General features: G+C 69.1%; 9 protein-coding genes. 4 read left to right on the forward strand and 5 right to left on the reverse strand.

The annotated features are described in order from the left end of the window. Positions 1-8 precede the first annotated feature (8 nt). The 4 genes from IT306_15825 to IT306_15840 all read right to left on the reverse strand — a co-directional run bounded on the left by IT306_15825 (position 9) and on the right by IT306_15840 (position 4,855). Positions 9-944, reverse strand: coding sequence for a sugar ABC transporter permease (locus IT306_15825; GenBank protein ID MCC7369897.1), 936 nt, complete (start codon positions 942-944; stop codon positions 9-11). 19 nt (positions 945-963) lie between these two features. Then, positions 964-2,442, reverse strand: a complete 1,479-nt coding sequence (locus tag IT306_15830) for an extracellular solute-binding protein (protein MCC7369898.1) — start codon at positions 2,440-2,442, stop codon at positions 964-966. 72 nt (positions 2,443-2,514) lie between these two features. Beyond that, positions 2,515-3,606, reverse strand: coding sequence for a LacI family DNA-binding transcriptional regulator (locus tag IT306_15835; GenBank protein ID MCC7369899.1), 1,092 nt, complete (start codon positions 3,604-3,606; stop codon positions 2,515-2,517). Between the two features lie 211 nt (positions 3,607-3,817). Further along, entirely contained in the window at positions 3,818-4,855 is a 1,038-nt protein-coding gene (locus IT306_15840; protein ID MCC7369900.1) for a Gfo/Idh/MocA family oxidoreductase, read from the reverse strand. 239 nt (positions 4,856-5,094) lie between these two features. On the opposite strand from IT306_15840, the gene IT306_15845 reads away from it, so the two are divergent. Then, complete coding sequence (locus IT306_15845) at positions 5,095-5,907, forward strand: enoyl-CoA hydratase/isomerase family protein (GenBank protein ID MCC7369901.1); 813 nt, start codon at positions 5,095-5,097, stop codon at positions 5,905-5,907. A gap of 10 nt (positions 5,908-5,917) precedes the next feature. Next, positions 5,918-8,056 (forward strand): acetate--CoA ligase family protein, encoded by a 2,139-nt coding sequence (locus IT306_15850; protein ID MCC7369902.1) that lies wholly within the window; start codon positions 5,918-5,920, stop codon positions 8,054-8,056. Between the two features lie 405 nt (positions 8,057-8,461). On the opposite strand, the gene ftsH is transcribed toward IT306_15850, so the two are convergent. Beyond that, the gene (gene ftsH, locus IT306_15855; GenBank protein ID MCC7369903.1) at positions 8,462-10,468 is read right to left on the reverse strand and encodes an ATP-dependent zinc metalloprotease FtsH; all 2,007 of its coding nucleotides are present in this window, start codon (positions 10,466-10,468) and stop codon (positions 8,462-8,464) included. A gap of 496 nt (positions 10,469-10,964) precedes the next feature. Between ftsH and IT306_15860 the strand changes: the two genes are divergently transcribed. Next, a complete protein-coding gene (locus IT306_15860; protein MCC7369904.1) occupies positions 10,965-11,918 on the forward strand; it encodes a hypothetical protein in 954 nt (317 codons plus the stop codon). A gap of 129 nt (positions 11,919-12,047) precedes the next feature. Then, a complete protein-coding gene (locus tag IT306_15865; protein ID MCC7369905.1) occupies positions 12,048-13,085 on the forward strand; it encodes a zinc-binding dehydrogenase in 1,038 nt (345 codons plus the stop codon). Positions 13,086-13,111 lie beyond the last annotated feature (26 nt).

Genomic DNA, 13,111 nt, shown 5'->3' on the forward strand with positions numbered 1-13,111 from the left:
GCCTCCCCTCAGCCGCGCTGCCGGAAGAACCGGAGATTGAGGCCGCTCAACGTCATCAGGACCACCAGCAGCAACATGCTCTGGGCGGCGGCCATGCCCATCGCCAGGTTGCCGAAGGCGTCGCTGTACATCGAGTAGACCAGCGTGCGAGTCGAGTTGTTTGGACCGCCGAAGGTCAGCACCAGCGGCGCTTCCCAGGTCTGGAGCGTCCGCACCAGCGAGGTCATGAAGACGAACAGGGTGACCGGGGCCAGCTGCGGGATGGTGATGTGCCGGAACAGGTTCCAGCGGCTTGCGCCGTCCACCTGGGCCGCCTCGTAGAGGGTCACGTCGATGGCCTGGAGGCCGGCCAGGAAGAAGATCACCACGCTCCCGACGCCACGCCAGAAGCTGAACATGATCACCCAGAACGGCATCCAGAACTCGCTGCGCGTCCAGATGATCGGGCCGGCCCCGACCAGGTCGAGCAGGCTGTTGAGCGCGCCGAACTTCGCCGGATAGAGGAAGACAGCCAGCGTCTGGGCCAGCACCGCGCCCGAGATGACGACGGGCAGGTACCAGATGGTCCGGTAGGCGGCGCGGCCCTTGATCTGCTCGTTGAGCATCAGCGCGATGCCGAACCCGACGCCGAGCTCCAGCACCAGCACGACGATGCCGAACAGAACCGTGTTCCAGATGACCTTGTGGTAGTACGGGGTCGTCAGGATCTCGATGTAGTTTTCAAGACCGATGAACGTCGGCGGCCACCGCACGATGTTCCACTCGGTCAGGCTGAGGGCCGCCATCACCAGGATCGGCACCCAGGTGAACAGCAGCAGATAGAGGAACAACGGCGTCAAGATCGTGAAGGCGAGGATCGTCTGGCGGTTCCGCCACCGCCAGACGCGCCACCGATCGCCCCGCGAGAGCGGGGCGTGGGCGGCATGGGTCAGCACTCCGGCCATAGTGATTCCGTCCCGTCGGCTACCGCAGGAGCCGTTCGACTTCCTTCTGGAGGTCGTCCAGCATCGGCTGGATCGGGTCGGCCTTCTCCAGAACCTTGCCGAACATGTCGCCCCAGGCGATCCAGATCTTGTCGGGGTTCTTGGAGTACGGCGGCACCGGCTTCACGTCCTCCTTCGCCAGGATGTCGGCGTAGGTGCGGACGATCTGCGGGCCGAATCGGGTATAGCCAGCCAGCTTTTCGAGGTTCGGATCGGTGAGCAGGTCGAGGCGGGCCGGCAGGCGGAAGCCCAGGATCTCGCCGAGCTGCTGCTGGGTCTCCTTCTCGGCCATGAACTTGACGAAGGCGATAGCGCCCTCGCTGTTCTTGGCCTTCGCCAGCGGCGAGAAAACGACGTTCGCCAGCACCACGTTGCCGCTGACGTTCGGATCCTTGCGCGGCAGCGGATGGTAGACCGTCTCCGCGCCAGCGTCCTTCGCGCTCTGGGCCAGCGACATCTGGGCGATCTGGTACATGCCCTTGTCCTGCCAGTTGTAGGCGTAGAGCTTGCCCTCGTCGCCCGAGAACGTGTTGCCCGGGTCCGCCGTCTTGAACAGCTTGCGGCTGAACTCGTAGGCCGCGACGTGCTCCGGCGCGTTGAAGAAGCCCTTGGTGCCGTCGTCGTCGCCGAGCGGCTTGCCGGTCTGGTTGATCCAGGGGATCGTCCGCAGCACGGTGCCGTAGACGCGGTTCGGCGCGGGGCCGTACAGGTTGTAGCCGATGTACTCACCCTTGCCCGCCTCGAACGCCTTGGTGGAGTTCGCGACCAGCTCGTCCCAGGTTTTCGGGGCCTGGGTCGGATCGAGGCCGGCCTTCTTGGCGACCCGGACGTTCGTCTCCAGCGCGAAGGCCGAAGTGTAGATCGGCAGGCCCCAGAGCTTGTCCTGGTACAGCGAGCCGGCGATGGTCCCGTAGGAGAAGTCCTTCGGGTTCACGTCCGGCACCGCCTGCAACGCGCCGAGCGAGGCAAACTCGTGGACGAACGCCTCGCCGGTCGTGACCTCAGGCACGGTGCCGCCGGCGATGGCCGTCAGGAGGCTGGTCCGCAGCGGCTGGTCCCAGCCGTGATCTTCGACCTTCAGCGTGTACTTCGGGTTCCGCTGCGCGAACGTGTCGCGGACCCAGGTCGCCCACTTGCCGTTGGGCGTGTTCATGTCGTTGAACGTGATCTGACCGGACCAGACGACGATCTGCTGGTCGCCCTTGCCGGCCGTGATGACCGGGATGGCCGCCGTGGCGGCAGCGGCCGGCTTCTGCTCGGCGGGCTTGGTCTCGGCCGGCTTCTGCTCGGCCGGCTTCGCAGCCGGGGCCGCCGGCTTCTCGTCTGTCTTGGCTGGCGCGGCCGGCGCCGATCCCGACGACTGCCCGCAGGCAGCCAGCACCGGCGCGAGCAACGCGATGCTGGCGCCAGCGCCCAGCCCGCGCAGCAACCGACGACGCGACACGTTCCGTGTGTCCATACGAACTCCTCCCCTGGGCTCCCGAGATGGGTTCCACCACGATGGGTTCCACCACGAATGCAGGGACGGCAGCTACTCCGCTGCTGCATCGCCCCTGATGAAGGTGACGTGCTGATGCGCACCGGTGCGCTGAGCTGCTGTTGACGCACGCTCGATGAGCTGGACGGGCAGGACGGTGCGGACGTCCGAGGGTCTCCCTTCGACCATGCGCGCCAGCAGCGTGACTGCCGTCTCTGCAAGAAGTGCCATGGGCTGGCGCACGGCGGTCAAGGCCGGCCGGCACGCTTCAGCCAACGGGCCATCGTCGAACCCGACGATGGAGACATCAGCCGGCACGCGAATGCCAGCGCCCTCCAGCGCGTTGATGGCCGAGACGCCGGCGTAGTCCGAGACGGCGAACAGGGCCGTCGGCGGATCGGGCTGCTGGAACCGCGCCAGGGCGGCCCGCCCCAGATCCTCGCGATGGTCCGCCCAGATCACGAGATCGTCGGCGACGGGCAGGCCCAGCTCGGCCATTGCCGCGTGGTAGGCCGCGCCCCGCAGGTCGATCCACAACGAGGCCTCACGGTGGTAGGTGAGATGGCCGATGCGGCGATGGCCGAGGCGCGCGAGGTGCTCGACCGCCACGCGCACGCCAGCGTCGTTGTCCACCACCACGTGCGCCACGTTCCGAGGCTGGACCCGGTGCGGGTCGATCAGGACAATCGGCACCTGGCTGGCCGCTGCCTCCAGGGCCGGCTCGTCGGCCGCCGAACGGAAGAACACCAGCCCGTCAACCTCGTGACCGTGGACCAGCGAGGCGACGATGCTCAGGTCGCGCTCGGTGTCGCGGTGGCTGTTGAACAGCATGGTGCGGTAGCCGGCCTCTTCGGCGCTGACCACGAAGCTGTTGACCACCCGCGCCGCGTAGCCGGAGTTCAGCTCTGCTGCGACAAACGCGAAGACGTTCGTCCGGCCACTGGAGAGCCGCCGGGCCGGCAGGTTGGGCACGTAGTTGAGCTGTCGAGCGGCGGTCTGAACCCGCTCGCGGACGGCGTCGCTGACGGCAGACGCGCCATTGATGACGCGGGAAGCCGTCTTCAAGGAGACGCCCGCGAGCTGCGCGACATCGACGAGACGGGTCGAGCCGCCCGCGTCAGACCTGCGCGGCGACAGCGCTGTCATCGTCCTCCCCACCGGCTCTCGGCGTACGTCTCAGCCGCCTTGCCACAGAGGTCGAGTCTACTCGTCGATGACAGCGCTGTCAACCCACCCACGGCTCGAAGCGCTGCGATTCCATACAGCCACACACACGGCTGCTCTCGCACAGCCCGTGCGCCGCTGACGCTGGAACGTCCGCTTCGCCGTCCGCATCGGTCCAGGCCTTCTCTGTCGTCTACTCTGCCAGCGGCAGGCTGACGACGCCGCTCTCGGCGTTCGACTTGTAGGCTGCCAGGATCACCTCGACGGCCTTCTTGCCGTCCTGGCCGGTGACCCGCGTCGGCGTCCCCTGGGTCAGGCCCCGCGAGTAGTCCTCCCACATCCGCATGAACGAGGTTGCCGAGACGTCGGGCGTCGGGATCTCGACGTTGTGGATCTCGGTGTCGCCGAACAGTTTCGGCGAGATGACGTTCAGCCCGAACCGCTGTCCGCTGGTCCCTGGCCCCACACCGAGCGCCGCGTACCCCTCGCGCCCGTGCAGCACGATGCTGTGCTCGAACGGCCCATGCGCGATACCGAACGTCGCTGTCATCTCCGCGACCACGCCGCTGGCGAACTTGAGCGTCGCGATGGCCGTATCCTCGGCCGTCATATCCACGACTTTCAGGTCGCCGAACAGGCAGGAGACCCGGGCGACGTCGCCGAGCAGCCAGCGCAGCACGTACGCCGGGTGCACTGCCTGCGCGATCAGCACGCCCCCGCCGCCGCGCTTCGTCGCCAGCCACGGGCGCACGCCGACCGTCCTCGGCCCCTCGAACCCGGTTGTCTGGGCCAGGATCACCTCGCCAATCGCCCCGCTGGAGACGACCTCGTGCAGCTTCTCGACGGCATGCGAGTAGACCCGGTTGTGGACGGGCAGCAGCGTCTTGCCGGCCGTGTCCGCTGCCGCCAGCATGCGGTCCATCTCGCCGATGCTCTGCCCCAGCGGCTTCTCGCAGACGACGTGCTTGCCGGCCTGGAGCGCCTCGACCGTGTACTGCTCGTGAAGGTCGTGCGGCAGCAGCACGGCCACGCACTCGACGGCCGGATCGCCCAGCAGCTCCTGCCACGTCCCGTACACCTTGCCGATGCCGTGCGCGGACGCCTTCTCCTGCGCGCGGGCCTGATCCATGTCGAAGATGCCCACGACCTCGACAGCCGTGGTGCCGCCGATCGCTTGGAGATGGACATTCGCCACCTGCCCTGCGCCGATGATCGCGATGCGTAGCGCCATGTAGCTCCCCTTGCCCTGGGTGGGCCAGTCTCGGCCACGCGCGGCCCTGCCGCTCTCGGGTGGCCTCCCATGTTGTACACGGCCTGCCAGCGGCGTCAGCGCCAGCGGCGCCAGCGCCAGCGCCAGCAGCGCCAGCGGCGCCCCCGGCGTCCCGTTGCGGAAGCCTCGGAGGCGGACTCGGTCGCGAGCCTTCTGCTACCGTACCGGCGTGGCGCGGCTGCGCCGAGGAGCCCGTGTCTATGAGCGCTGAACCGCGCGTCCTCCTGAGCGTCGCCAACGGCATCGCCCTGGCGACCTTGAACCGCCCCGATGTGCTCAATGCCTTCGACGACCAGATGCGAACCGAGCTGTCCGAGGTTGTCGAGCGCGTCGGATCAGACGATTCGATCCGGGCGCTGATCCTGACCGGCGCCGGTCGGGGCTTCAGCGCCGGCGGCGACATTCGCGGCATGCAGGCGCGCCTGGAGCAGCCGACTGGCCGCGTGGCTGACCTGGGCTGGCGGCGACAGCGGCGCATCCATCATATGGTGATGCAGCTGCACGGCCTGGAGAAGGTGACCATCGCGGCGGTCAACGGTCCGGCAGCCGGGCTCGGCGCGGACCTGGCGCTCTGCTGCGACTTCATCGTCGCCGCGCCCGAAGCGAGCTTCGTCATGAGCTTCATTCTGCGCGGCCTGATCCCGGACGGCGGCGGGATGTACTTCCTGCCGCGCCGCGTCGGCCTCTCGAAGGCGAAGGAGCTGATCTTTACAGGGCGCAAAGTCTCGGCCGAAGAAGCGGTCAGCATCGGGATGGCCGACCGGTTGGCCGCGCCGGACCAGTTGCTGGACGAGGCCACCGCCTGGGCCGACGAGCTGACGCTGCACTCCAGCACGGCCCTGGCGCTGGCGAAGTCGATCCTCGATCAGAGCTTCGAGCACTCGCTGGAGACGGTGCTCTCGGCCGGCGCGCAGGCTCAGGCCATCGGCTACACCACCGAGTTCCACCGCTCCTCGGTCGAGGCGTTCCTGCTGCGGTCAGCCGAGCGGGCACGCTCCCGGCCCCAGGAGTGAGGATCGGGTGATGCAGTCTGTCCACTCCAGCGTCACAGCCGTCGAGCGGCTGATCCGGCCGCGCTCCGTGGCCATCGTCGGCGCATCCTCAGACCCATCCCGTACGACGGGCCGGCCCCTTCGCTACCTCCTGAAGCACCGCTACGGCGGGACGATCTACCCGGTGAACCCGCGCGCCGCCGAGATCGAGGGCATCCGCTGCTACCCCAACATCGCGGCGCTGCCGGAGCCGCCTGACATGGCCCTGGTGCTGGTCGCCCCCGAGCTGGTGGAAGATGCCGTCAGACAGCTTGCCGCGCTGGGGACGCCAGCCGCCATCGTGCTGGCGGGCGGCTACGCCGAGGCCGACGAGGCCGGCCGTCAGCGGCAAGCCGAGCTGAAGGTCGCCGCCGGGCCGATGCGCCTGCTCGGCCCGAACACCATCGGGCTGGTCAACGTCACCGACAACACGGCGCTGACGCCGAGCGTCGCCCTGGAGCTGGCGCCGCTGGCGCCGGGGAGCGTCGGGCTGGTGTCCCAGAGCGGCGGCATTCTCGGGTCGGTCCTCTCGCGGGCCGAGGCGCGCGGCATCGGATTCTCGCGGCTGGTCAGCACCGGCAACGAGGCCGACCTCCAGGTTGAGGACATCGTCGAGTTCCTGCTGGACGACGACGCCACGCGGGTGATCGCGCTGTACCTTGAGGGGCTGCGCGACGTGCCCCGTTTCCGGCGACTCGCCCAGCGGGCCTGGGAGATCGGCAAGCCGCTTGTCGCGTTCAAGGTCGGGCGCTCGGAGGCCGGCGCCCGCTCAGCCTCGTCGCATACGGGAGCCATGGCCGGCTCGGACCGGGTCTACGATGCGATGTTCTCGCAGCACGGCATCCTGCGCGCGGCCACATTCGCCGACCTGATCGACGTGGCCGGCGCGCTGGCGACCGAGCGTCGTCCGCGTGGCAACCGGCTGGCCGTGCTCACGTCAACCGGCGGCGCCGGTGTGCTGGTCGCCGACGCCTGTGGGGTGGTCGGGTTCGAGTCGCCGCCGCCCGACGCCGGGACCGTCGCGCGGCTGGTGGAGCTGCTGCCGGGCGAGGCCGCCATGGCCGAGCGCAACCCGGTCGACGTGACGCTGGCCGGCCTTCGGTCAGACCTGTTCAAGTCGGCCATCGCGGCGCTGCTCGCCAGCCCGACCTATGACGCCCTGGTCACTATTGTCGGATCGTCGGGCATCGCGCAGCCGGAGCTGGCGGCCGGCCCGGTCCTCGACTGCCTCCGCGAGACTGACAAGCCGATCCTCGTCTACGTCAGTCCGTACGCGCCGAACATCATCCAGTACCTGAATCGTCACGGCGTCCCGGCGTTCGACACGCCCGAGGGCTGCGCGGCGGCACTGGCGGCGTTGCGGCACGGGACCGCCGGCACGCCTGTGCCTGGCGCTGACACGACGATCCCACACCAGGGCAACCGCGCGACGCCGTCTGACATGCTCGCTGGACTGACGGCGGGACCGCTCAACGAGGCCGAGGCGAAGGCGCTGTTCCGCGCGGCCGGCATCCCGAGTGTCCGCGAGCGGATCGCCCGCACGCCCGACGAGGCCGAGGCGGCGGCCCGCGATCTGGCCGGCCCGGGCGGAAGCGTCGTGCTCAAGGTGCTGTCACGCGACCTGGCCCACAAGACAGAGGCCGGCGGTGTCAGGGTCGGAGTGCCTGTGGCGGACGTTGCCGCCGAGGCCACCGACCTGCTCGTCACCGTCCGCGAGCGCCAGCCGCGCGCCCGCACCGACGGCGTCCTGGTGCAGGAACAAATCCTGGGCGGCGTCGAGCTGATCCTGGGCTTCACCCGCGATCCGCAGATCGGCCCGGCCATCCTGGTCGGGGCGGGGGGCGTCGCCGCCGAGCTGTACGGCGACACCGTCGTGCGGCTGCCGCCGATCTCCGGGCCCGAGGCCCGTCAGATGGTCGCGCGGCTGACCTGCTATCCGCTGCTGACCGGCTATCGTGGACGTCACGTGGCGGACGTGCGTGCGCTGGCGCAGGCCGTCGTGGCGTTCTCGGAGCTTGTCGAGTCGCTTGGGAATCGGCTCGTGGAAGCCGAGATCAACCCGCTGTTCGTGCTGCCGGAAGGGCAGGGCGTTCTGGCAGCGGACGGACTGGCCGTCCTGGCACCGGCGTAGGAGCGGTCGTTCGCGATTCGAAAGCCATGCACTCCGCCATGGCGCTCACGCTATTCACCGTCATCCCGAGCCGAGTGAACTCGTTCGGCAGGCTCAGGGCAGAGTCAGCGACCTTCCACCTCGTCATCCCGAGCCGAGTGAGGCTGCTTCCTTCACCGTCATCCCGACCGCGGCGAGGAACGAGCGGAGTGGATCTTCCTCGTGTAGCCACCAAGGGGAAGATCTCTCGACTGCGTTCGCACGCTCACGTCGCTCGGGATGACGGGCAGGGAGGCTCGTGCCTCACTCCGCTCGGGATGACGGGCAGGGAGGCTCGTGCCTCGTTGCGGTCGGGATGACGTCGAGGGTGCTCATTCCTTGCTCTGGTCCGGATGACAGACGCGTTCCGTTCCCGCCAGCCGGGCGTCAGGTCGCGACCGGCTCCTTGACGATCTGCGTCGGGTCGATCCGGCCGCTGTGGCTCTTCGGCGGCAGGTTCGTCACCCGCAGGATCTCGTCATGGTCGAGCGACTCGTTCTGGAGCAGCGCCTCGGCCAGCGCGACCAGCCGATCCTTCTCCCGCTCGACCAGGGCGCGTGCCAGCACGTAGTTCTCGTCGATGATCCGGCGCGTCTCCTGATCGACCACGCTGGCCATCGCCTCGCCATGCTCGCGGCCGAAGCCCATGCTGCCACCCAGGAACTCGTTGCCGTCGTCGCCGGCCAGCGCCACCAGCCCGACCTTCGGACTCATCCCCCAGCGAATGACCATCTGGCGGGCGAGGTTCGTCGCCTGCTTGATGTCGTTTTCTGCGCCGGTGGACGAGACGTTGAAGATCAGCTCTTCGGCGATGCGCCCGCCGAGCGCCACCTGAATCCGTGCCCGCAGGTACGGCTCGGTGTAGTTGACGATGTCGTCGGATGGCCGCGAATACGTCACCCCAAGCGCCTGCCCGCGCGGCACGATGGTCACCCGCTGGACCGGGTCGGCCTCGGGGTTGATCAGCCCGACGAGCGCGTGCCCCGACTCGTGGTAGGCCACCCGCCGGCGGTCCTCCGGATTCATGACCATCGCGCGTTCGGGTCCGAGGATGATCTTCTCCATCGCGTCGAAGAAGTCCTGCCGGGTCACGTGGTTGCGGTCACGGCGGGCGGCCAGCAGCGCCGCCTCATTCACGAGGTTGCGGAGGTCCGCGCCGACCAGGCCCGGCGTCGCCATTGAGATCTCGGCCAGGTCCACGTCGGGCGCGATCGGCACGCCACGAGTGTGGACGCGAAGGATCTTCTCGCGGCCGACCTTGTCCGGTCGCTGCACCACCACCCGGCGGTCGAAGCGGCCCGGGCGCAACAGCGCGGGATCGAGCACGTCCGGTCGGTTGGTGGCCGCCAGCACGATGACCGCCTGTCGGGCGTCGAAGCCGTCCATCTCGACCAGGAGCTGGTTCAGCGTCTGCTCGCGCTCCTCGTGGCTGCCCACCGAGCCCATGCCGCCGCGCTTCCGCCCGATGGCGTCAAGCTCGTCCACGAAGATGATGGCCGGGGCCTCCTTCTTCGCGTTCTCGAAGAGGTCACGCACACGAGACGCGCCCACGCCGACGATCATCTCGATGAACTCGGAGCCGCTCATCGAGAAGAACGGCACGTTGGCCTCGCCGGCCACGGCCTTCGCCAGGAGCGTCTTGCCCGTGCCCGGCGAGCCGACCAGCAGCACGCCCTTCGGGATGCTGCCGCCGAGCCGCTGGTACTTGTCCGGGTTCTTGAGGAAATCGACGATCTCGACCAGCTCGTTCTCGGCCTCGTCGATGCCGGCCACGTCCGCGAAGGTGATGCGTGGCACGCCCTCGGCGGCGGCGTAGCGCTTCGCCTTGCTGCGCCCGATGCTGAAGACGCCGCCCTGGTTTCGCTGCGCCCGGCTGAACATCCACATCAGCAGGCCGAAGAAGAGCAGACCCGGGCCGAAGCTGAGCAGCAGCGTCAGCAGCCAGCCGCGCCCCTCGTCGGGCGGGCGGGCGTTGATGACGACGCCCTGCTGGGTCAGCAGTTGCTCGAGCGACGGGTCCGGGAACGACGGGATGCGGGTGTCGAACTTGGTGGAGGTCTTCTGGTTCTCACCAGCCGCCGGCCACGTGATCGGCTCGCGTGCCGTGCCCTGGATCGCCTCGCCGCGCGTCGTGATCTCGGCGACGTTGCCGGCCTTGATCTGGTCACGGAACGTCGTGTACGGAATCGTCACGCGGTCGCTGCCGTCAGGAACGACGATGGGCGCGACGAAGTAGTTGACGGCCAGGAAGATCAGCAGGAGCACCCACGGCCAGCTCAGCTTCGGCGGGAAGCTGCGACCGCCGCCCTGGTCGCTGCCGGTGTTACGACGTGACTGCTCAGGCCCGGGTGGTCGAGCGCGCTCGCCGGATCGCCCGTTCGACCGCGACGGCAGTTTGTCAAGGGTGCTGACGGGTGCGCTCGGAGGACCGCCAGCGCTCGCTGTTTCTGTCACGCTTCTGTGCCCTTTGTGAGCAATCTTGCTGTCGAGGTGTGGACAGGGAGAACGTCCGCCCCAATCTGGTTGCACTGAGCGTGCCAGTGGGGGCGTGCTCCTTGCCGTAGATCGTAACGTGTCTGACCCCGGAGACGTGAACGTTTCGCGAGGAGATGGGGATTCGCCGGCAGGATCGCGGAGCTTTTGTCAAGCACGACTCCCGCACACCCCCGGGAGCGGCGGCGGCGCGACCACGGGTTTCCACGGAGTCAGGCCGGCGGCATGACACCTCGGCTGCGCGCAACTGCACGGAGTGTGCATCGTTGGCTACCATGTCGCGGGTCGAGGCCTGGCTGCCGACCTCGCTGATTGGAGCGTGCTTTCCGTGTCTGGACACCGCCCGCATCTGTGGCAGATCACGTGCAGTGCTCTCCTCGCTGCCCTCCTGGTGACGGTGCCCGCTGATTGGCTCAGCGGCGCGGCAGTTGCGGCGGACGGCTGTACGACCGATGGCGGGGTGCGGGCGTCCACCTGCCGGCTCGCGGACGGTCAGAGCGTTGAGGCGACGCTCGACGCCGCCAATCCGAGCCGCGTCTTCCGGGTGGACGTGCTCGCAGCTGATACGTCCGCCAGCTTTGAGCTGAGCGCCACTGGCGGCAGCACGAAGATCTCGGTGACGGACTGGCGTGGCGAGGTGCTGGCGTCCGGCCTGCGCGCAGACAGCGCGCCGAGCATCGTCCTGAACGTCACGCTGCCGCAGCCGGGCGCCTACGGCGTGCTGGTGGCCGGCGACGCACCGCCTGACACGCCGACCTTTCGTGTCAAGGCCTCGCTGGCGACGCTGCCCGTCGCCATGCGCCCGGTCTGGCCGCCGCTCCTGGGCCAGCCTGATGGCCTCCTGACCGGCGAGCGCCAGCAGATCAAGACGCCGCGTGGTGGCACCTCCGCTGCTGGCGTGGCAGTGGCGCGGGCGCTCGGGTCGCCGCCGGACGGCATCGTCGCGGACTTCACGCTCGTCTCGGATGTGCGCTTCGAGCACATCGTGGGGCCGTCGGCGCTGACCGTGCGTTTCCGATTCGAGCCGGAGGCCGGCGGCGGCACCGGCTACGTGTTGTCGCTCGATCCGTTCGGTGGAGTCGTCTCCCTGGACAGCTTCGAGGAGGGCCAGCGACGCGCAGTCGTCGCGCACAAGCCGCTGCCGATCATGCCCAGCTCAGAGCGCCCCAACCGGCTGGTCGTTCAGGCGACCGGGCCATCGATCGCGGCAACGCTCGACGGCCAGCCGATCCTCGACGCCACCGACGACAGGTTCCCACGCGGCCTGATCGCCGTCGGGGTGGTGACCTGGTCCGACCCCGTCGCCGTCACCTTCGATCACCTGATGGTCGTGACGACCGCTGACCGGTAGCGTCCGGGTGTCGGAGCGGGCCACACGGCGCACCATGTCGCGCGCGGCTCCCACGCCGCCGAGGCCGCGCCCCGACAGTCCTCTTCCCCCAGGAAATCCCTTCGCAACGACGCAGAGGAGTTCTCACACATGCTCGCCGCCATTCAGACCGGCGTCCGCACCATCGAGATGCGCGACGTTCCCGAGCCACAGCCGGACGACACCTACGGCATCGTCCGCGTGCGTCGCGTCGGCATCTGCGGCTCGGACCTGCACCCGTATCACGGGCGCGCCGAGCCGCAGTCGTTGCCGGCCGGCCATGAAGTCTGCGGCGAGGTCGTCAGCTTGCCGCCGAGCTACCAGGGGCCGGCCCGCGTCGGCGATCTGGTGGCCGTCGATTCGATTCTCGGCATGGCCTGCGGCGCGTGCAGTTTCTGCGCCACGGGGCAGGCGTTTCACTGCCCAGAGCGGCACACCGCCGTGTCGCCGGGCGGCGGGTTCGCGGAGTACTTCAAGCGCCGGCCGCAGAGCTTCTTTCCGCTGCCTCCCGGCCTGACGGCGCAGCATGGGGCGCTGGCCGAGCCGCTGGCGGTGGGCGTCCATGGCGTCCGCTGGCCCCGCATGCAACGGGGCGACACGGTGGTGGTCATCGGGGCGGGGACCATCGGGCTGATGACGCTGGTGGCGGCGAAGGCGCTCGGCGCGAGCCGCGTCTACATCACCGCGCGCCACGCCCACCAGGCCGCGATGGCGACGGCCCTCGGCGCGACGGCCGTCCTGCCCGAGTCCACGGAGAACGCGCTCGAACAGATCAGGACATTGACAGACGGCGTCGGCGCGGATCTGGTGGTCGAGACGGTGGGCGGCCACGCCGACACCCTCTCGACGGCCTGGGAGCTGGTCCGGCCGCAGGGCAAGGTGGCCGTCGTTGGCGTCTTCCCGGACCGGCTGCCGGTCGATCTGCTCAGGCCGCTCCAGAAGGAGGTCTGGGTCACGTTCCCGATCTGCTACGGCGTCGTCGACGGCCGCCACGACTACGAGGTGGCGCTGGAGCTGATGGCGACCGCCAAGGCCCCGGTCGAGCAGATGGTGACCCGCACCTTCCCGCTGGCCGAGGCCCCCGCCGCCTTCAAGATGGCAGCGGACAAGGGCACGGGCGCGGTCAAGATCCACCTCACCAACGAGTGAGCAGCGCCGCGGCACGCAGTGCTGCT

The organism is Chloroflexota bacterium (assembly GCA_020850535.1).
Classification (GTDB): Bacteria; Chloroflexota; UBA6077; order UBA6077; family JACCZL01; genus JADZEM01.

Excerpts from the sequence above, each read along its gene's own strand:
- IT306_15850 (MCC7369902.1), top strand. The coding sequence starts at position 5,918 with ATGCAGTCTGTCCACTCCAGCGTCACAGCCGTCGAGCGGCTGATCCGG.
- IT306_15840 (MCC7369900.1), bottom strand. The coding sequence starts at position 4,855 with ATGGCGCTACGCATCGCGATCATCGGCGCAGGGCAGGTGGCGAATGTC.
- IT306_15865 (MCC7369905.1), top strand. The coding sequence starts at position 12,048 with ATGCTCGCCGCCATTCAGACCGGCGTCCGCACCATCGAGATGCGCGAC.
- IT306_15830 (MCC7369898.1), bottom strand. The coding sequence starts at position 2,442 with ATGGACACACGGAACGTGTCGCGTCGTCGGTTGCTGCGCGGGCTGGGC.
- IT306_15825 (MCC7369897.1), bottom strand. The coding sequence starts at position 944 with ATGGCCGGAGTGCTGACCCATGCCGCCCACGCCCCGCTCTCGCGGGGC.
- IT306_15835 (MCC7369899.1), bottom strand. The coding sequence starts at position 3,606 with ATGACAGCGCTGTCGCCGCGCAGGTCTGACGCGGGCGGCTCGACCCGT.
- IT306_15845 (MCC7369901.1), top strand. The coding sequence starts at position 5,095 with ATGAGCGCTGAACCGCGCGTCCTCCTGAGCGTCGCCAACGGCATCGCC.